Source organism: Leisingera sp. ANG-Vp (assembly GCF_000813725.1).
In the GTDB taxonomy this organism is placed as follows: Bacteria; Pseudomonadota; Alphaproteobacteria; order Rhodobacterales; family Rhodobacteraceae; genus Leisingera.
The window spans coordinates 29,899-49,512 of sequence record NZ_JWLD01000010.1 but is presented as its reverse complement, the minus strand read 5'-3'; the positions used below and the strand labels follow the sequence as shown (position 1 = coordinate 49,512).

The window sequence follows — 19,614 nt, the reverse complement described above, 5'->3', positions numbered from 1 at the left end:
TTACTGCCCTCCGGTCTGATTGATGAGGTTGCCGAACACTGCGTTGGAGGACGCGGCCGATTCCCCGCGGGCGAGGCTCAACCGCTCCAGATTGCGCAGAGCTTCAGCGTATTTCCGCTGTGCGGAGGCCCGCAGATCCTGCAGCACGGCCTTGGAATCGCGCACCGTGTCCTGAAATTCCCGGTTGATGTCACCGGCAATATCGACGTTGGCGGCCGAGTTCAGGATCTCGGTCATGCCCTCATCGATGTAAGCAATCGCCAGATCCACGGCGACCAGCTCCGCCATCGAGTTGATGTCATCCTGGACAAACTGGTATTTGTAGCTCTTGGCCGTAACCAGGTGCTTGTAGACCGGAATGGTGGTCAGGTTGATCAGTGCAATGGCCTCATCGGGCGGCGCAGTGTCGTTGGTAATGGCGTCCGACAGCCCCTGGATCGCGTCAGCCGTGACCGCAAAAAGCGCTTTAGATCGAGTCAGGGTCCGGTCCCTGAGAACCGGGCGCAGGCAGTCATTGGTCTCATCGCAGCGCAGGCTCTTGTATGAGCCGCCTTCAACCATCGCCATGGCGGCATCCGGCGTCAGAGCACGCGGCGGGATGGTGCGGTGGGTCGGGCTTTCATCATCATTTTCCGCTGACACGGTGATGATTGTCCCGGTCAGCGTCATGAAGAATTCAGCGATGCGCGGGTTAGAGGACAGGAAATTGTTTTTCTTCACCGCCCGCCAAGCATAGTTCACGTCGGTTGGCACTTGCTCAGCCAGCGCGCCGCTAGCCCGTCCCAAGGTCGAGCTATGCTGGCCGCCGGTTCCGCAGCCGTGGCGGGAGGCCACACGGTCTGCAAACCGGCCGGTGTATCCGCCAATCGTCTGACAGACGTGCTGGGATGCACCATCCATTTTCGGCCAGAGAGAGGCGGTGAGCAGCTGACCGGCCTCGCAGGAGTTGATGTTGCCAGCGTTCACCTGCTGCATCAGATCCCGCAGTTTGGCGACGATTTCCTGCACGGAAGGAGACAGGCTTTCCAGAGCGAGTTCGAATGCAAACCCGGCAGCGTTCTGCATGATGGCTTCCATCAATGCGATCAATTCTTCCTCTGAGATAAAGGAGAAAGCACCGCCGAAGATGTCGATGCCGCCGCAGCCAGCGCGCACCGAGGGCAGCTGAATGGCAGCAAGCTGGCTGTTGCGCGGACGGGTCCGCAGGTAGAGAGAGCCCAATGTGGCATACCCCGCCTGCTGACCCTTGTATGCCGTTGGTTTGGTGACGTTCACACCGCCGCCAGTGCGCTCCCAGAACTGTTTCAGATCATCGCCCACATCTGCCTGCAATGGTTGAGGTGAAATGACCGCAGCGGCGGCGAAAAGGGCGGAAAGAGCAAAGCGTTTCATGCCATGGTCCTTTCTTCTGCAGTAAGGAAATCGCGTCCAGGGAGATCAGGAAGGCCGTCTTCATCCAGCCAGAGCCAAGCGGGATAGGTGCCTTCAGCAGCCACTTCGCGCAGGGCCGCCAATGCATTGGTGTCCGCTGCGGGATCAGCCACGAACAGAGACACAGGGGTGTTCAGGTCGGTCAGCACCGCGCAGGCGATTGGGATTTCATGGCCCAGGGTGAAGCGCTGAGACTTGAGGAAAGCCCGTTTGTTTTCCGTCAGGGCCTTGATCAGCTGATAGTCCCGAATGGTTTCAAACGGGATCCAGCCAGCAGTGACCAGTATCATCCCGATTTCACGCAGGACCGGGTATCCGGCCTTGGCGACGCTGAAGGTTGCGATCACCATCACATGCACGTCGCCCAGGGCATCCGCGAGCATCAGCTGATCGGCAAACACCTTTTCAAATTTCCGCACCAAATCCTCTTCCGCAAAAAAGGCGCAGTCCGGCGCGTGTTTGAACAGGAAGCGCGCACCCATACGGGTGGGCTCATGGCTTTTGTACTCCGTCACCACCAGGCCAAGCGGAGCTGTGCCGCGGGCGGGCGGCTGAAGGCCGCGCAGGAGCCGGGACCGGCGCGCGGCATTTTCGTCTTTCCGATCAGCCTTCCAGTATTCGGGAACATAGAGGATATCCCGCAGGTCACGGGATTTTGCGGATTTCCCGGCCGCCGCATTCAATACCGCACGCTGCACCGGTCCCCACCAGCGTTTGCCTTCCATCGCCGGGGTCCATTTAACCAGGTCGGCCTCATGCCACAGATACTGCAGCAGGCTCGACAAGCCGAGCTTGCGCGGGCTGGCCTTGGCCTCAGCCGGTTTTTTCCCAGAGGGTGCGGGCGGCGCCGGGCGCTTGCTGCCCATGGTCAAAGAAAAATCGACCTTCAGCGTCGTGGTGCCGCTGTCCAAGTCCTCCTTGATTGCACTGCCCTGCACCTGGCCGAGGCCAGAGAGATCTTCCGGCGGCAGGAAAGACTCGCAACCCGGTGCATGTTCCGCACCGGTGCCCGGCATCCGCTTCAGAATGAACCGGCCATTCACGCAGGCCACATACATTTGCGGAGCCGGTTTGCAGCAGCCGCAGGTAATGCGGCTGTGTTCCTGGTGCGCCCGGCCGAGAAGGTTCTGGCCGTCCTCTGTCGCCGGATCCACGGGAATATTGCCGATGTAATACGCCATTCTGCTTTTCCCTTCACTCATACCGTTCGCCCAAAGGCACTTCCCGGACCACGTAAACGCGCTCCAGGATCTGATCCTCAGTCAGCAGTCCTCCCCCGATCAGCTGGGTCTCCCCGCTGGCCGCATCTACAATGGCGATGAAGGGGCGCGGCTTGTCAGCAAGCTGCAGGGCCTCAAGCTGGCCTGCGTTCTGAACCGCATTCGGGAAGTATTCGATGGGGCTGCCATCTGTGGACACAGCAAGAATTTCCACGCCATAGGCGTTGCGGATGCCGTCGAGGATCTGCGCCTGCGCAAGGCACAGACGGCAGTCAGCGGGATTGTCATAGACAAAGATCAGCCCGGCCTCTTGCGCCGCCCGGCGCAGTGCTGCCTGTTCCGCTGCATTGCGCTGGTCCTGATAGATGTTTGTACCCATCTGGGTTAGCGGGCGGCGCGTGTTGGCATCGAGGTGGGGTGCGCCGAACAGCACACGCTGCCAGACGGCTGCGAAACGCGCCGCCTGTTGCGCCATCTGTTTGTTGACCTCCATATAGGCCTGCACATTTTCCGGCGTTGGGTCGAGAATAGCGCGGTGCTTCAGCTCGTCGGCGTATTTCCGGAACGCCTCGATCTCTTCGGTGGCCGTCAGCTCTTTCGGTTCTTCCGACTCCTGTGGTTCTTCCCTGGCTTCCTGTTCCGGCTCCGGTGCGGGCTCAGGCTTGGCCGGTTCCGGTTCGGGCTCCGGATCACAATAGAAATGCCAGCCGTCCACCTCTTCACCATTACAGATCAGCCCGGCGCTGGCGGGATACGCTGCAGAGACAAGAAATGCGGCAAGGGTCAATGTTTTTAGCATCAGCCTGTCCTCCTGGCTGCAGCAAGAACAGCGGCCCGCACCGATTGCGCGTAGTGGCGAGCATTGCGGAAACCGGTGATCTGGCCTGTGATGTTTCCCGCCGCGCGCGAATAAATCAGCGTGGTCGGGAACTCGGTGATCTGCGCGGCAACCGGGTGGGTTCTGGCGTCGGTCACCTCTGCAAACGGCGGGATCGGCCGCGCATCATGCGATGCAACCAGGACAGGAATGCCGGCTGGCTGGGTCATGGCGGCCAGCACAGGTGCCGCGGATTTGCAAAAGGTACACCAGGACGCACCGATGAAGATCACGCCAACACCGGGGGTTTCCTGCGCGGCAGCCAAAGCCGGTGCACCGGTTGCGCAGAGGCTGGACAGAAGGAAGGAACGCCGGTTCATTGGCCCAGCTCCCCGAATGCGTCCCGCGCCTGACTGTCTGCCGATGGGAACCGGTCTTCATAGAAATCCTGCAGGTCTTCAGAAACCGGAACCTGGATATCGCTCATGATGTCGCCAAAGACAGGCGACAGATCCATTGCTTCAATGTCCACGTTTCCGAAATCTTCGATGGTGACATAGCCGCAGTTTGCTGCGCCCGCTGTGCCCCATTCCTCGCCAACCTGCTTTTTGAACTCCTCGACGAAGACGCGGCCGAACTTTGAGTTATAGGTGCAGTAGTGGTAGCGTTTCTTGACGCAGGCACCCAAAACCCTCTGCTGGCAAGTGACGCCGACATAGTGGGTCGCGCCAGCTTCCCGCTTATCGCGTAGGATCGCGGCAGACTCCGGACAGGTGCCGCCGAAGAGACCGCCGATTCCGCAGCAATTTCGGCCTGGCGCCTTGCTGCACGTCATCTTGGTGCCTTGGAAGAACCGCACATCGTTCGGATCTGTGGCCGCCTGCTCCCGGTATTCTTCCTGCATCTGAGCCAGAACGTTCAGCCAAGCAGCAGATCTGCCGAAGTCATCAGAGGTTTCCTGCTCGACCCCGATGCAGTTGTCTCCGACACAGACGTTGATCGGCTCGCAGCTGGTTTCCAGCTCCCCGGAGTCGACACCGCAGCGGTAGTGAAACTCCCGGTTCGTGCAAACTCCGTTACGCCTGGCAATACAGGTGTTGCTCTGCAGGATGCAGGTCGGATCGCTTTCCAGCGCACCGCAAGTGGTTTCGCCCTCTCCAACAGACAGGCAGCTGTAGGTGCGTTTCCGTTTCCACCAGCTCCGGGAGAAGTTCTTTCTGTTGATGTCGCGGACCTCCGCCCCCTCCTCGGTGACGGTTTCAACCAGCTCGCACTCATCGTTGTTTTCATAGGCCCCGCAGCGGTTGATAATTTCCTCCTGCGTAGGTCCGAACTCGGTCTTCACAAGCCGCGCAGGGCTCATGTCGTCGTCTTCATTCAGACAGGAATAGGTGAGCCGCCACTGACGGCATTCACCGTTCCGGTAGTCTACACAGCGGCGGTTGGTTCTGTCGCATATCGTGCTTCCGCGGGGAGCAACGCATTCATCAAGCGGAGCGCTGTCACGGCAGGAACGCGTGCCAGCCTCGCGGGAACAATAGCTGGTAAGCTGAATGCCGCCTGTGGATGCAGTGTCTGTTTCCACACAGCTGTATTCGGCTTCCTCGCAAGTGACTTCGGCGGCAGCGGGAGCAGACCAAAGCAACAAAGCGCCCAGCAGAAGGATCAAACGGTTCATTCGCAAACCTCCGCTCCGACGTTTCTAAAGCTGTCACAGCAGGAACCATCGAACTTGATACGGATCTTGGCACTGCCGCCGTTGGAGGTGCCGCCTGCGTAGACAACGCGGGCGGTGAAGTCGGTCTTGCGGAACCGCTGGCCTCTGTCAGGACGTGACCTCGGATAGGTGTTCAGGCTGAAGAACCGAAGCACATTCTTCGAAATGGTTTCGTTCAGGGAAAGGACCTGCATCTGGTGGCAGAAATCATGCGGGATCGGATTGCAAATGTACCAACGCAAGATCTTGTCGTTGCCATGTTCGGTTTTTCTGTAGATTTTCGCCCGCCAATAGGTCGGGCCCTCAGGCATATCCCAGCCGCTTTCGAGTACCGATGGGCCAGTAGCCGGCGGTTGCAGAGCTTGACCGCCCGCCAGAGGTGTCTTGATGAGCGCTGCCAAGGGCTGGACTGTCCCGCCCCAGGGCGGTCCCCACTGACATCTTCTATAGTCAGGATGATTATTGGCGGGTGGCCCCATTTTCACCATGGGGACGAGCAAACCGTCTGTGTCATTGGCCGGGCACGCATTGCCAACGCCATTCAGGAAGTTTCCGGAGCGGGAGCGGGAGAACGTGCCGATCACTGTAGACCCGGCCAAAACCTGCAGAACACCATTGGCCTCCACGCGGTTCATAATAACTTCATCCGGGGCAAACCGGTCGGATATTGCTATGGAAAACTCATGCTTGACCAGATGGCTGCTGCCGTCGTTCGGCGTTGCTGAAGGAGCTGGAAAGCTGATGGTCGCGGTCTTTCCGCTCCAGGTCACATCACCGCCGGTGATCCGGACTTTGTTCCGGATGCAAGCAGCTGCGTTCGAGTTGACTTTGCATTGGTATCTATTGGTCTTTTCGCAGACCTGCACGAAATTCGAGGCCCGCCTGTCGCAGCGGTAAGTGTCGGTGCGGTCCACCCAGATTTTCCGGATCAGGCGGCAGGATTTGTTTTCCCGCGCAGGCAGGCTTTCGCAGAACTCGTCCCGCACTTCAGAGACGGGCAGCTCCGGCGTGGTGCAGCTGCCGGTTTCACTGGTGAAATACTGCCCGGCAATGGCTTCCGCGTTCTCATGCGCCCAATTGGCGTCATCAAACAGTTCCCCCTGTCCGTCGATGTCGATGTCCGGGCGGATGAGCGCGCTGTCTTCTGTTGCCCGGAGAACCCGCCCCTGGTCGTTGTCCGCATCGCGGGTTTCCAGAATACGATCCTCAAAGGTGGTGTGGCTCATGCCCGCCTCTGGCGGCCGCGAGGTTTCAAAGGGCGTCACCACCTCGTTGATCGTCTGATTCCGGAACGTACTGCCAGTGTCCACGGCTCCGTCGGCTGCAGCCGCAGCACGGTCCATGAAGGATTGGGCAAAGGCGCCGCTGCCGAGCAGGGTGGCCAGGAGAGCAAGGGAAAGCGATCTACTCAGCATCCGCGGCCTCCTGCTGTGCGAGCAGCCGCTGGGCCTCAACAGCTCCGGCTTCCCCCTGTTCCGCAATCAGGCGAAGGGCAAATTCTACAGGAACATTGCCGCCCACCCGGTCATGCAGCGGCACCGGATCCGCTTCACAGCCGGGGGTTTCGCAGACATCGACCGCCTCGCTCATTGCGATGACTTGCGGCACCGAAGTGACACGGAAACGGGTGAACACCGTAGGGTCGATGGAGAAGCCCACGGCATCATCCAAAGAGCCGAACGTCTCTTCCAGGGCGGCCTGAGTGTCATAGACCGAGTTGTTCACAAACCCGCGGAACACGATGGGCAGACCGTATTTCCGGGCCTCTGCCATCATTTGCTGCAGCGACTCTTTGGGCATCGAAAAGGACGCCAGCAGGAAAATGGTTGCACCGTCATAGCGCTGTTCTTCCGCCTCGCTGGCCGTTCCTCCGGCGACATCCGCACCAAGCAAGGCGCGGACGCGAGGATCCGACAGTGCGCGGGTGCGCAGCCCGTCAAAATCGACATCGGAAAAGGCCCCTTCAGTGGCATCGAGCGGGCGCAGGGTCTGCCGTAACGCCTCGCCTTGCTGCTTGGCATTATCAACAATGGTCGCAAGCGGAGCGGTAATCCGCCCGGTGCTGCCCGGTGCATATTCGGTAACGCCTTCCCCGGCCTCCTGTGCGCCAAGGGGCAACGGAGCGGCAGCCAAAGCGGTTCCGGCCGCCAGTGAAAAAGTCAGAGTGCGCAGCAATTTCTCTTCCTCCAGAACAGCCAGCCGAAGGATTCCCCTTGAAAGGGGAACTCTCTCAGCCGGTCCACGTATTGAGATGAAAAGCCGATGGGGCCGCAGCCGTACCGGCCCGAGGTTTTCGGGCGCGGGCGCGTCACCTGCATCCGGTACTGGCTTTTCTTGATCACCGGTTGCGATTGGGTCTGGCAAAAAGGCCGTTCAGAGGCGGTTTTCCGCGCGATCAGCAGCCGGTGCATCCGGGCCACCATCTTGGTTGCAACCACTTGACTTGCCATCACCCCGCCGACGTGCGCCGCTACATCGCCCTGGATGGGATAGATCGAGCCGCCGCAGCCGGTGCACCAGAACAGAGCATCCATAGGCAGGTTGCCGGTGGAGGCCTTTGTGCAATCTGCAGCGCAAGCCGCCTGGGCAATCGGATTGGCAAACAGGATTGCCTCCGGATTGATCAGGTTGTTCAGCTCCGCATCCTGCCAGAGAGGGTCGATTTCCGAGATATAGGCGACGTCGAACTGCGCACTCTGCATGCACAGTCCGTCAACGATCACACCCAGCCAGGAAATCAGCGGGTAGAAGTAATAGTGTGCCTGCCAGCGCGACCCGGTGCTGCCGCCGTTTTGCTGGGTGGCCGAGGACTTGCCGAGCGACAGCAGCCCGAAATCCATTTCAAAGCCCATGTTCACGAAACAGCCGGGCTCATTCGCCACATCGACCAGCCGCGCCGGTTCCCAAAGGCCAATGGACAGGCCAAGCCGGGGCGGAACGCCAGGACAGACGCAGAGCGGGAAAGTCTGGTTTTTTGTATCCGGGCGGCTGGCACCGAAACTCAGGCTCAAACCGCCGATGGAAATAGGAAAGATGCAGTCCCAGCACACCTCAGTGATGGGGTTCAGGAACCGCTTGTTGCAGATTGCAGCCGCCTGGGTGGCGGCAAGACCGAAGACAAAGGCGAGGATCAGAGCGCGCAGGTTCATTGCAGCACCTCCCCGCCCTTTCCGAGCGCGATTTCTTCCACCTGCATGACGGGATCTGCGCGCTGCACCACGGCGGGCACATTGCGGATGCCGAAACGCTTCACCAGCACAGAATCCTGATCGAAGTAGAAGCGCCGACCGTGCTCGCGCATCAGGCCCAGCGGATCGCCGTTCACCAGCACCAGAAGCGTGTCCAGCTCACCGCCATCCGCCAGCGCAAAGGCCACCTGATCCGGATCGTCGCCGTCCAGCAGGACGATGCGCTTTTCAAATCGGGAATAGGCCAAGGGGTTCACAACCGTGCCGGCGCGGGCAAAGATCCGGCCCTGATGGTCTGCCAGATCTTCCTTCAGGGTGATCGACATATCGACTTCCCAGACTGCGTATTCCTCTGCTTTGCCGATGCCAGGAACCGGACGCGGCCGGTTCACATAGGCGCGCGTGGTGTCCTGCATTTCCTGCTGCATCTGATCCAGCTCGCCAGCGGCTTCCATTTCCGCGAGCCGGTTTTTGATTGTGTCCAGAAGCGAAGGTTCAGCTACCTCGAACAACGGCCCGTGGGTGCCGAGATCCTTGGCCGCCCCCTGCCCTGAAGCAGCAAGCACAAGAACGGCAGCAAGTAGATGGCGGCGGTGATGTGTCATTTTCTGCGCTCCGCAATCTCAGTCCAATGGGGAAAAGGAATCTCAAATCCTGCAGCGACGACCTCCGCCACCGGCCGCGGGCCGATCACCGCATAGCGGCTGTCCAGGCTGTCCGGGCTGTCTCCAAACACGGCAATCGTGCCCTCTGGCACGACTTCGCCGTCCCAAAGAGGTGCGACCGGCGCGCCGTCCTTCAGCTGACCCTCAACACAGGTGTCATTGATGCAGATGCTGTTTCCTAACCGTTGGACCGGATCCCCGGCAACACCGGCTATCCGCTTGGTCAGATAAAGCTCATGCCCGCTGAGTTTCCCTTTCAGAACCTCCGGCATTTCCACCGCGACAATCGCTCCCGGCCGCAGGATCAGCGGCCAGGTCACCATTGCATAAGCATTGCCTTTCAGGCTGCTGGTCGCATTCACAACCAGCCGCCCGCAAGCTAGGGTGTAATACCCGGCGGCGGCCACAACGATTGCCGGCAGGATCAGCAGCAGCTTAGAACGCCGCATCGGTCAGCACTTTTTCCATGATGCTTTCAGTGACATCTGCTGCCTGAAGGCCTGCAGCTGACAAAACAGCACTCTTGCGGATGACAATCTGGCCCGTCTGAACTGACAGCCGGTCTATCTCCTGCTTCACAGCCTCCTGAAATGCTGGCAGGCTTTTACTGAATTTCTCATCCGGCACTCTGCCGTCTGACCAGATCACATACATGGTCAGACTCTTTTCCGGGTCGAACATCGCCACTGCGGGCGGTGCATCAGGGAACACATCCGGCAGCAGCAAGAAAGCAAAGGCGGCGGCCTGCGCCATCGCAACACACCCAAGCCCGATGAAAGTCTTTTTTTGCCAGCTCATGCCACTTCCCCCCGTTCAACAAGGGTCTTGATGGCATCCACCGTGCTCATTCCCTGGGCCTTGTACTGGTTCATCCGCTCGACCGTGGAGCCCTTGGAGGAGAACACCGCCAGTGAGAACGGATCGAGCAGCAGCCGCCCGTAAGCAAAGCCCTCCGGCATCTGGATCGCGAGTTCGGAAAAGCGCCCTGGAACCGATGTCAGCGACTTCAGAAGCATTTTTACCGGCGGATCAATGCTATCCAGCGCGTCGATGCTCTCCGGCTTCTGAGCCAGGAAGATCCGGTAGTCGGAGTTTTCCAGGCAAACACTGGCGGCCGGGTTGGCCTTATAGTCCTGCATCGACTGCGTGCCGGTGATCAGCGCTCCGGTGTATTTCCGCGCCCGGCGCACAACACCTTCGATGAACTTGGCAGTCCCGGCGCCCTTCAGCAGATCCCAAGCCTCATCAATCACGATGGCCGTTGGCGTGGAACGGGAGGTTTTGAACATCAGTTCGGTGCCAAGGAACATGACGATCTGCAGAATGGTCGCCTCAAGACCGGCCTGCCCTTTGATGTCGCTCAGCTCCACCACCGTAAACGGGGCGTCCAATGCTATATTGGCCTCGCCTTCGAAATAGTGGCCGTAGGCACCGCCACGGGAATACCGGTCGAGTTTGCGCACCACATCAGGCAGCCGCGGCTCATTTTTAGCCGCTTCATTCAGCCGGTCGCGCACATCAGTGATTTCTCCGTCGCGGCCTTTTTCATCCCAGACATTGGCAATCGCCGCGCGAATGTAATCCTCTTCAACCCCTTCGACCCGCCCGCCGGTATGGCCGCCAAGGTCAGCCATTGAGGAGACAACACGGGTAACCAGCTCGATGGCATCGGTCTTGTATTCGTCCTGTCCCATGGAACCCGCATCAAGCAGGGAAAAGGGGTTGAGGCGGTTCTTGGTCTGGCCATCAAATGCAATGTGCTTGCCGCCCAGGATCTCAGCAGTCGTCTTGAACGAATAGCCGTCATCAATCACCAGGACGTTGCCGCCTGACGTGTAAATTCCAACAGCCATTTCCCGCATGAACACCGACTTGCCAGCGCCGGATTTGCCGACCACTGCGGTGTTGTAGTTCCCCGAGGAGCGGAAGTTATCGAGCTGAAAAATCTGTCCCTGGCGGCCTGCCAGCAGCATTCCGGAGCCGCGGGAATTGCCCATCCACTCGCCATGCACCGGCAGAAATGCCATTGCGGCGACTGATTTCATAAACCGCATACGCATCTGGCGCCCGAAATCGGTCATCATCTTTCCCGAACAGCCAAACGGCAGGCTGGCAAGGAACAGCGGAAGCTGCAGGTAGGTATCCTTCGAGAGTTTGATCCGCTGGCGCCGGTAGATGGATTCCACCTCACCGGACGCCATCTGCGCCTCTGTTGCACCGCCCTTGGCATAGGCCACGATGGTATAGAGCGTTTCAAACAGCCGCTCACCGGCCTGGATTTCAGCGGCAAGGTTGTCCAGCTCCGCCTTCTTCTCTCCAAAGTTCGGAATGAACTTGCCAAAGGCGCTGTTGGCCGCGTGTTCCGCCATACCGCGTTTTTTCAGGATGAAGGCGCCAGCTTTCTGCCCTGGAATGGCTTTCAAAGTGAAGGAGGTCAGTACCGGACCAAGCGGGCGGTCCATCAGCCGGGCCGGATCACCGTTGAGCGCCATACCAAGGCCAAAGACCCATTCCGGCGGATAAGCATTCACCGAGGAGACTGTAGCCGCCAGCTCAGGTGTTCCGGAAAATTGCAGAGCCTGGCTGCCAACACGCAAAGACGCGCCGGGCAGCTGGTAATTGAGCGGCATATTGTCGTCGTAGGCTTCCTCGTCCCAGTCCCCGCCGCTGCCTTCCGGCCGCGCTGCGTGGAACAGTTCCCGCAGCAGCGCGAGGAAACGCGGCGGCTCCACATCCATCGACCAGCTGGCGGTGCTGAACACATTCTTGAGGGCAGTCCGCATCGACTTCAGACGCTTTTCGTCCTCAATGCCCAGGTCATCCCCTTCCAGCCAGACGGCGATAAAGGTATGCCTGTCGAACGGAATGGCCCGCGCTCCGTCCCCTTCAATGCCAAACCGCATGTCTTGCAGGTGGGACACCCGTTGGCGCACCATTTCGTCAATCAGTGGCGACCGGCCAAGGCGCGCTGACTTCCAGCGCCCCGCAACCGGTTCAATCGCCGGTGAAGTCCAGTTCAGTACCTGAAAAGTGGCAGAGGATGGCAGATTGGAGGCAATGATGCCGCCGATGTTTTCCGCCAGCTCGTTCTGCCCGATCGACGCCCCCACTTCCATCAGAAAGCCGCTGCCGTGGGCAAAGTGGTAGAGGTTGTGTTCCGGGTCATAAGCCCGCCACGGCAGAATGTCGGAGAGCACATCGCCTTCCATCAGATCCGGTTCATCATCGGTCCATGGAACATCCCCGAACAAACCGGCCATCATGTCACGAATGAATGTCATTTCCTGCCTCTCTGACGGCGTTGCTTGCCTATTTCTGTATTGCGTGGGAAAGACCGGGTTACGGCTTCAACGGCTTTCCAAGCCAGGTTGCGGAAGCTGCGAACGTTCTCCACAGGGGGCCACACCGTCACTTCGACAAACCCGGCTTGGCGGCGCTCCTGCCTGATGGTGGCCATGCGGGCCGCTTTGACGCTCAGCTCTTGTGCGTTGGTTCCGCTCATCACTGGCGCCACTGCCCTTCCTGGATCACGAAATGCACAAAGCGTGCCTCATGCATGATCCCGCCCTCGTCGAGGATCGGCGCAATCCAAAGCGTTCCGACGACTTCCGGGGAACGGTAGGCTGCAGCGTTATAGGGAAAACCGCCGTCCGGCAGGCCAGTGACAGACCCCTTTCCGGAGAACAGCGGGTTCTGTGCCAGGCTTTTCACAGCAGTATCTTCAGGACGCTCCTGGACTGACGTAACCGCTGCCGCACCAGTGCCATCCACAGCGCCGATGGTGGTACAGGGAGACCCTTGCTGCGCTTCACACAGAAAGTCTTTTTCCGTGTTTGGATTTGCGCAGCCTGCGGCCAGCGCGATCAGCATAAGACTTGTGATTTTCTTCATTGGCCCAGCTCCACCCCTTCGAGAAACACGAGCTCGACCTTGGTTCCGCCATAGAGCGAGACCACCGGCTGATATTGTTCGGCCCGTTTGATGTAGTAATCGGCCAGCGTGCTGGCGGCTTCTTCCGCCCCGCCAGCCAGCGTGCCTGCGCCTGCACTCTGGAGGAGCTGGCTGACAGAGGCGTTTTCCTGGCTGAGAGAGGCAGTCGCTCCGGCACTCAGACCTTTGCCCAGACCGCCCAATGCGCCGGCGATGGCCGCATTCCGGACGTTGGCCCCTTCACGGCTCACAACATGTCCGCGCGCACCTTCCTTGCCGGATCCCGCCATATAGCCCGCGACCTTGGTTTCCAGGACTTCTCCTTGCCGGTTAACGCAAGTCATGGAAATCAGACGCACCTTGACTCGCTCAGAGGACAAATCCCCGGTGGCCGACCCCTGCACGGTGCAGCCCTTCAGGTTCACTCGCGCAGGCTGGCTGTTTCCAAGCGCCGCGGTCACCGCCGAGCCGGTAATTCGGAACAGAACCGGGATCGGATTGTCCCGGTTGGAAACATTCGTCGCCGCATCAGCGCCAGAGAGCACCACCGCTGGAGCATAGCTGCCCGCCGGGAGATAACTGCCCAACCGGCGGATTTCGCGTACATCTGTCTCCGGCTGCTCTATAGTTGCGAGGGTGAAACTCTGCCCGAAGTTGCTGCGTGCCGCAGCATTTTCGCCGTCACCTGCAGTTTGCCCCGGTCGGCGCGTTGCAGTGTGCGAAGGTGTCCGGCGCTCGATAAAATCATCCCCCGGCCCGATTTCCGTAGGCCCCTGCGTCAGAAAATCCTTGCCGGGCAATTGAGCCGCAGCGTTGAAAGTCTGCTCCGGGCCATTTGCAGCCGGGCTGCTTTTGGCTTCTGCCAGCTGATTTTCCAGTTCCGAGATTTTCTCGATCAGCTGAAGGATAGGCTCATCATATTCCTGGCGGATTGCCTCTGCCCGTTGCTCTGCCTCACGGCGGGACTGTTCGACCAGCTTGCGCTGTTCCTCCAGCTCGTTTTGCAGCCGCTCCATTTGAATCCGCCCGGAGGTGATCCAGGACATTTCCGGCGAGGCTGCAGCAGTCCGATCCGAAATAATCGTCTCGTCCACTGTGCGGCTGGCGCGGTTCGGCAGCCCCGCGCCCCCTGCCCCGCCATTCATCAGCGCCCCAAGCCCGACAAATCCCGCCACGACAACGCCGCCAACTACAGCAATCGCTATAACCTGGTTCTTCTTCCGGTCTTTCTGCGCCATCACTTCGACCTCACAACAACAACCCAGGACCGTTCACCGGCAGCAAGGCTCTTTTTCTGAACCCAGACCGACAGCACGCCAGCCCGGTAAAACTCCTGTTCCCGAACCTGCCGAGGCGATTTGCCAGCCGCCGCCACACGAACCTCGCCAACCAGCTCACCGGTGCGGTGCGAGGTAATCAGCGCACCATGGCGAGCGCTGCCCGGGTGAGGGCTGCGGATCTTCGATCTGATGGTGTCACGGGTCGCGGCTGTCAGCTGACTTGCAAGGCCGTCGCCGCCGCCAAGAGAAGTGTCCGCAAAGCTGCCGCTGCCAGCAGCGGCCTCCGGTTCAGGGTTCTTGCTCCTGACGGTGATCAGCGCAGTTTGCGTGCTCGCTTTAATTGGTAGGATTTCATAGGCGACAGTCAGGCCCTTTTCCGTAACCAGATAGCCGCCTTCCTTTTCCGGCATCCCGTCCGGGCCTGCGTATTTGAGGAACAAATCCCCCGTCTTTTCGTCATTGCGGACCTGGTAAACCGACGCCTCATTGTCGTTGACAATCGACGTGATCCGGTCACCCACTACGCTGACGCGGGTAATTCCGGTGACTGATGCCTTGAAGCGAACAAGGCCATCCTCCGAGACGGTAAACCGCTGATCTGCCGCATAAACGGGGCAAGCCGCCGCCAGCCCGGCTGCGAAGACCGCAGCCAGTTTCATAGACTTCAACATGTTTTGCTTCACTCCTCTTCGGAGAGTTTCCCGATTTCAGCCAGCCGGACAGATCCGGCTTGCGGCTTGAACCGGACTAAAATCCGGCGGCTTTCGCGGGTGATAACGGTGGTTTCCAGGACAGTGGCGAGATCCCCCTCAATCACCACTTCATAATTGGCGAAGTTGTGCTCCATCTTCCGGGGATAGAAGGTCGTGGAGATTTTGCGTTCCCGCATATCGGTAGCAATCTCATCATACGTTTCGAGAATGCCAGCACGTTCAGCCGGTCCGCTCAGACGCTCCAGAACACTGCGGCCGTAATCAGTGGTTCGGGGAGAACTGTTGTACATCGCATAGACCGCATCCATCGCCAGGGCTTCGATGTAGCCTCTATCCACTGAGCCCCGCGCAACCATCCCGTCGCTGACAGTAGTAGGTACAAGCACAACCTGATTGGACTGCGAATAAAGCTTGGCTGATAGCATCACGTTGGCTGCAACCAAACCGGCGGAAACGACACCAAGGGTAAGTACGGCGCGCCGGGACCGGCTCAGAGCTTTGTTCATGTTCTGGAAATTCATCACGCCCTCCAGGAACTAACGGCGCTGTCCGGAAAAGAACGGTAAATGGTCATCTCCTTTGGAGTGATCCAATAGAGAAGTGCCAGGATCCCTTGGATACCCCGCTCACCCTTCACATGTTTCCAGACGAAATAGCACAACAGCCCGGCGGCCAATCCTGCAAACAGTTGCCGCCCGAGCAGACCCATGACGACAGGGAGCAGCCCCGCCACGGCCTCATCAGCAGGCACGATAAAGAACTGAGGCGGATCTTGCAGCCTTTGTTCCACTTTGACGACGTGGCTCATGACACTTCCTTCCAGAGGGTGCTTCCCGCGCAGAGAAGGCACGGGAAGCCAATCCGGATTACTGAACGATGGACGCGGCGGCCGGAACTTCGACAGCCGGCAGATCCAGCATTCCGGTGTCCGCGGTGACACCGCCGAGACTAGTCACGGTCTGCAGGCCGTAACCCAGGAAGAGCGCAACGCCCACGGCAATGGCAACCTGGTTCCAGCGGCCAGTCACCGCCAAGGTGATGCCGCCGATGATGATCGAGATAATCATGATCAGGTAGCCACCGGCGCCTTCGACGATGGTTTGCAGATCCTGGCCAGCAGCATAGAAACCTGCTTCAACACCAGTGTCTGAACCGGCAGCCATCGCGCTGGTTCCAATCGCTGCAAGCACAGCAGCTACGGTTGCAAGTTTCAGGTTCTTCGAAGTGTGCATATTTAGAATCCTTTCGGTTTTAGTGGATGCACGAGGGACACGCCGCAGCGAGAACCGCGGGCTACCGCTCTATGCGGAGCGGTTTTTTGAAAGGTGGGTGGTGGACGCTAGTTGGAGAGGCTGGGTGCTGTTGTACCACGCAAGTGGCGGCATCAGGGTGTGTGTTCAGCCTTCGAAACGCGTCGGGAGTGCGCCAAAGTTTAGGTTTGAATGTTCATAGAAGGGCAAAATCTGAGTGATGTTATGCAGGTTATGGCTGCTGAACTCTATTGATAAGGCAATTTGATACACTCGCGAAACCTGCCAATTTGGCCTAAGTCAAAATGGCATGAAAGTTGTCTAATTTATTAATTTCAATTACTTGCACTGCAAACATTCGCTATTTCGGTGTAGGGTGGATCAGTAACTATGTTTCTCTCTTTACGTGAGTTACCTAAGGGCACTTTGCTCTTAGATATTTGGACTTCTGCCATGTCATCCTTGATTCCGTTCCCTAGCCGCCCGAACATTGCGTCCGAGAAAGCCCAGGACGTGGAACAGGATGCCCGAAGCGCCCGCGGGATGTCAGGTTCAGTAGCAGAACTTCTGGATGAAATAGAAACCACCGCCTCGCTGGATGCGCTTCGCCATCAGATCACACCGTTGGTCAGCCAGTACTTTAATGCTGACCATACCAACTACCAGGGGATTTGCAGTTCCGGGCACCAGTTCGGCTGGGGTACCTACCCGGGAGAATGGATCCAACGCTACCTCGAGCAGGGTTATATAAGCGTGGATCCTGTATTCCAAAGCTGCCGTAATTGTTTCCACCCGATTGACTGGAGACGTTTGGATTGGTCCCATAAATCTGTGCAGAATTTTTTAGCTGATGCGCAAGCGCACGGAATTGGGGGTCAGGGGTATTCAATACCCTTACGCGGCCCTCAAGGTCAGTTTGCTGTGCTCTCGGTAAACAAGTCTTGCAGCGATGAAACTTGGCATGAGTTCATCAAACAGCGGACTAGGGATTTGATACTGACAGCGCATGCCTTCAACGAAAGAGTCTTGCATTTGCAGCCGGACCTGGTTCTCCAAGCCATACCCCGTCTCGGGAGGCGGGAGATAGAAGCTCTGGGGTTGCTGGCCAAAGGATGCGGCCGGGCGGAAGCGGCAGTTAGACTGGGAATTTCAGAAAGCACGCTGCGGACTTACATTGAAACAGCGCGGAGCAAACTCTCCGCTGCGAACACAACTCAGGCTGTGGCGATTGCCGCGAGCCGGGGACTGATTGCAGTTTGAGCTTTGGTTTTCGTAGGAGTGGCAGATGGCAGTGTCTTTGCCCCCTAAACCTGGGCCACTACTTTTGCCGAGGAAGGGGTTCATCCCTGCTGCTAGACAACTCCGCACCGCCCGGCTGGAGGGCTATCTTCTGGGGTTTACCGGCGTGGAACCCGACCCGGAAGCCGTGAAGGCTGCCCGGGCCTTTGCGGAAAAGAATATGGACAGCTGATTCCGCATCGTTCGCCGTTGCGGAGGGAGCGAGGGGCCCGCCCCTCGCGCTCCCCGGGGTGTTTGAAACCAGAAAGAAGCAAACCTGGCACCGGCTGCAGCGCCGGGCTGGGGTTAAAGACGGGCGAACAGCCGTCCTGGCAGAGCCTTATGGCGCGGCAAGTTCAAGGCCTTCATCAGACAGAACATCATGGCCTGGTTCGAAGTGACCACCGGCTTGCCCAGATGCGCCTCAATCCGCTCCACCGCCTCGACCGAGCGCATGTCGGTGCAGCTGAGCACAATGGCTTCGGCCTCCGCGTGGTCGGCCTGGCAGGCAAGGTCAAAAACCTCGTCCGGAGTGAGTTCGCCCTGACCGTAGTTGCCAAGCTCACGGCCAATGTCAGCGCATGTGACGGTTTCGATGCCGTTTACCGCGAGAAAGTCCATGGCCTGCTGGTTGATCTCCCCGAGATAGGGAGAAGAGAAGCCAACCTTGGCTGCGCCCAGGACTTGGATAGCAGTGACCAGCGAGCCTGCGGCAGTCAGGGATACCGCGCCGGAGCCTTCCTTGATTTGCGCCGCCAGGTCCGCGTCAAAACCCGGCCCGTGGGTCAGCGTCGCCGAGGTGCAGCCGTAAAGCACCACGTCCGGGCGCACGCCTGAGATCATCCTGAGGTCATGGCTAATATCGGACGCCCCCAGCCCTGCCATCTGGTCGGAGCCGGGGATCTCATCCACGTCATAGCCGCCCATGCGCTGGAAATGCACCGTGGTACCGGGACAGCGCATCAGCATCATGTCCGGTTCCAGATTTGTGTTGGTGAACGGCACCAGTACGCCGATCTTCGCGCGGGTGCGGGTCTCATGCCTGAATTCCGGGGTCATTTGAGCACTCCTTTCAGAACCATCAGGGCCCGGTCCATGATCTCCTGGCTGCAGATTGTGGCGCGCAGGCAGTCATTGAGGCCATAGCCGCCCATGCCGCGCATCAGCAGCTTGTCCACCCGCAGCGCAGTATCTGCCGCCAGAGCCTGTTCAGGTGAGGCAAAGCGCATCAGCACAAAGTTGGTATGGCTATGCGGCACCTCAAGCCCCAGCGCGCGGCAACCCTCGGCAAAGCCGTCGCGGATGGCGGCGGTCTTGGCGACCACATCCTGCATATGCGCTTGGTCCCGCATCGCCGCTGCCGCCATGGCCTGCGACGGGATAGAAATGTTGTTAGGGTTCAGTAGCTTGCGAACTTCACCCGCAATTTCCGGCGGGAAATAACCCCAGCCGGCCCGCGCGCCCGCGAGCCCATAAGCCTTGGACAAAGTACGCATCACTACGGTGTCGCCGCGCTCCACCAATGCGAAGATTTCGGCGGGGTCGTTGTCCGCATCGGCAAACTCGGCATAAGCTTGGTCGACCACCAGCAGCACATCCGCCGAGAGGCCTTCGCGCAGCCGCAAGACTTCACCGTTGGGGATCAGCGTGCCGGTGGGATTGCCCGGGTTGCAGACAAAGACAATCCGAGTCTCCGGTGTCACGGCAGCGAGGATATCATCCACAGATACCGTCAGCTCCCGCTCGCGCGCCTTCACGTAATCCGCCTGAACCTGGGCCGAAGCGGACGAGACAAAGGCATAGCCGTAATCAGTCCCCAGCACCCGGTCGCCCGGGCCGGCAAAGGCGCGGATCAGGCAGCCGATCAGCTCCATCGAGCCTGCGCCGCACAGGATCTTGGCCGGGTCCAGGCCGTGCAACTCGGCCACTGCCGCGCGCAAGTCAGGCCACTCCGGGTCCGGATAGAGCGGCATCTGCTCCAGCACCGCCTTGCCCGCCGCAATCGCGGCGGGGCTGGCGGCAAAAGCGCTTTCGTTCTGGGCGGGGGGAAAGACCCCCCCGCCGCCGAGATCCGCCAGCGCCTAAGGCGCCATGGCGGCAACATGGGGAACCCCGCGGGTCCTTT

At 59.5% G+C, this 19,614-nt stretch carries 21 protein-coding genes; 1 reads left to right on the top strand and 20 read right to left on the bottom strand.

Features of this window, described 5'->3' with window-relative positions; genetic code table 11:
- The 18 genes from RA20_RS04935 to RA20_RS04845 all read right to left on the bottom strand — a co-directional run bounded on the left by RA20_RS04935 (position 1) and on the right by RA20_RS04845 (position 16,193).
- Positions 1–1,392 (bottom strand): conjugal transfer protein TraH, encoded by a 1,392-nt coding sequence (locus tag RA20_RS04935; RefSeq protein ID WP_039125228.1) that lies wholly within the window; start codon positions 1,390–1,392, stop codon positions 1–3.
- Positions 1,389–2,612, bottom strand: coding sequence for a DUF1173 family protein (locus tag RA20_RS04930; RefSeq protein ID WP_052248839.1), 1,224 nt, complete (start codon positions 2,610–2,612; stop codon positions 1,389–1,391). Before RA20_RS04930 ends, RA20_RS04935 begins: the two co-directional genes overlap by 4 nt.
- Before the next feature lie 13 nt (positions 2,613–2,625).
- Complete coding sequence (locus RA20_RS04925; protein ID WP_052248838.1) at positions 2,626–3,450, bottom strand: conjugal transfer protein TraF; 825 nt, start codon at positions 3,448–3,450, stop codon at positions 2,626–2,628.
- Positions 3,450–3,848, bottom strand: coding sequence for a conjugal transfer protein TraF (gene traF / locus RA20_RS04920; RefSeq protein WP_039125226.1), 399 nt, complete (start codon positions 3,846–3,848; stop codon positions 3,450–3,452). Before traF ends, RA20_RS04925 begins: the two co-directional genes overlap by 1 nt.
- Positions 3,845–5,146, bottom strand: coding sequence for a conjugal transfer protein TraN (gene traN / locus RA20_RS04915; protein WP_039125224.1), 1,302 nt, complete (start codon positions 5,144–5,146; stop codon positions 3,845–3,847). Before traN ends, traF begins: the two co-directional genes overlap by 4 nt.
- Positions 5,143–6,600, bottom strand: a complete 1,458-nt coding sequence (locus tag RA20_RS04910; protein ID WP_039125222.1) for a hypothetical protein — start codon at positions 6,598–6,600, stop codon at positions 5,143–5,145. The genes traN and RA20_RS04910 overlap by 4 nt, the downstream gene beginning before the upstream one ends.
- Entirely contained in the window at positions 6,590–7,360 is a 771-nt protein-coding gene (gene trbC, locus RA20_RS04905) for a type-F conjugative transfer system pilin assembly protein TrbC (protein WP_052248837.1), read from the bottom strand. Before trbC ends, RA20_RS04910 begins: the two co-directional genes overlap by 11 nt.
- Complete coding sequence (gene traU / locus RA20_RS04900; RefSeq protein ID WP_052248836.1) at positions 7,345–8,334, bottom strand: conjugal transfer pilus assembly protein TraU; 990 nt, start codon at positions 8,332–8,334, stop codon at positions 7,345–7,347. The genes trbC and traU overlap by 16 nt, the downstream gene beginning before the upstream one ends.
- On the bottom strand, positions 8,331–8,978 hold the full coding sequence (traW, locus tag RA20_RS04895) for a type-F conjugative transfer system protein TraW (RefSeq protein WP_039125220.1): 648 nt from the start codon (positions 8,976–8,978) through the stop codon (positions 8,331–8,333). Before traW ends, traU begins: the two co-directional genes overlap by 4 nt.
- A complete protein-coding gene (locus tag RA20_RS24545; RefSeq protein ID WP_052248835.1) occupies positions 8,975–9,487 on the bottom strand; it encodes a S26 family signal peptidase in 513 nt (170 codons plus the stop codon). The genes traW and RA20_RS24545 overlap by 4 nt, the downstream gene beginning before the upstream one ends.
- Positions 9,474–9,791: a hypothetical protein gene (locus RA20_RS04885; protein WP_152618439.1), complete on the bottom strand. Its 318-nt coding sequence runs from the start codon at positions 9,789–9,791 to the stop codon at positions 9,474–9,476. Before RA20_RS04885 ends, RA20_RS24545 begins: the two co-directional genes overlap by 14 nt.
- A 41-nt stretch (positions 9,792–9,832) precedes the next feature.
- Positions 9,833–12,319 (bottom strand): TraC family protein, encoded by a 2,487-nt coding sequence (locus RA20_RS04880; RefSeq protein ID WP_039125216.1) that lies wholly within the window; start codon positions 12,317–12,319, stop codon positions 9,833–9,835.
- Positions 12,320–12,539: 220 nt separating this feature from the next.
- Entirely contained in the window at positions 12,540–12,929 is a 390-nt protein-coding gene (locus tag RA20_RS04870; RefSeq protein ID WP_039125212.1) for a TraV family lipoprotein, read from the bottom strand.
- Complete coding sequence (locus RA20_RS04865) at positions 12,926–14,206, bottom strand: TraB/VirB10 family protein (RefSeq protein ID WP_039125210.1); 1,281 nt, start codon at positions 14,204–14,206, stop codon at positions 12,926–12,928. Before RA20_RS04865 ends, RA20_RS04870 begins: the two co-directional genes overlap by 4 nt.
- Positions 14,206–14,907, bottom strand: a complete 702-nt coding sequence (locus RA20_RS04860) for a TraK domain-containing protein (protein ID WP_039125208.1) — start codon at positions 14,905–14,907, stop codon at positions 14,206–14,208. Before RA20_RS04860 ends, RA20_RS04865 begins: the two co-directional genes overlap by 1 nt.
- Before the next feature lie 20 nt (positions 14,908–14,927).
- Positions 14,928–15,482, bottom strand: a complete 555-nt coding sequence (locus tag RA20_RS04855) for a TraE/TraK family type IV conjugative transfer system protein (RefSeq protein ID WP_052248834.1) — start codon at positions 15,480–15,482, stop codon at positions 14,928–14,930.
- Complete coding sequence (gene traL, locus RA20_RS04850; protein ID WP_039125204.1) at positions 15,482–15,769, bottom strand: type IV conjugative transfer system protein TraL; 288 nt, start codon at positions 15,767–15,769, stop codon at positions 15,482–15,484. Before traL ends, RA20_RS04855 begins: the two co-directional genes overlap by 1 nt.
- Positions 15,770–15,827: 58 nt before the next feature.
- A complete protein-coding gene (locus RA20_RS04845) occupies positions 15,828–16,193 on the bottom strand; it encodes a hypothetical protein (protein WP_052248833.1) in 366 nt (121 codons plus the stop codon).
- A 471-nt stretch (positions 16,194–16,664) separates the two neighbouring features.
- On the opposite strand from RA20_RS04845, the gene RA20_RS04840 reads away from it, so the two are divergent.
- Positions 16,665–17,471 (top strand): helix-turn-helix transcriptional regulator, encoded by an 807-nt coding sequence (locus RA20_RS04840; protein WP_193748770.1) that lies wholly within the window; start codon positions 16,665–16,667, stop codon positions 17,469–17,471.
- 324 nt (positions 17,472–17,795) lie between these two features.
- Here the strand turns inward: RA20_RS04840 and RA20_RS04835 are convergent, their stop codons facing one another.
- Both RA20_RS04835 and RA20_RS04830 read right to left on the bottom strand, forming a co-directional pair.
- Positions 17,796–18,548, bottom strand: a complete 753-nt coding sequence (locus tag RA20_RS04835; protein ID WP_039125203.1) for a maleate cis-trans isomerase family protein — start codon at positions 18,546–18,548, stop codon at positions 17,796–17,798.
- Positions 18,545–19,567 (bottom strand): pyridoxal phosphate-dependent aminotransferase, encoded by a 1,023-nt coding sequence (locus RA20_RS04830; protein WP_342586145.1) that lies wholly within the window; start codon positions 19,565–19,567, stop codon positions 18,545–18,547. The genes RA20_RS04835 and RA20_RS04830 overlap by 4 nt, the downstream gene beginning before the upstream one ends.
- Positions 19,568–19,614 lie beyond the last annotated feature (47 nt).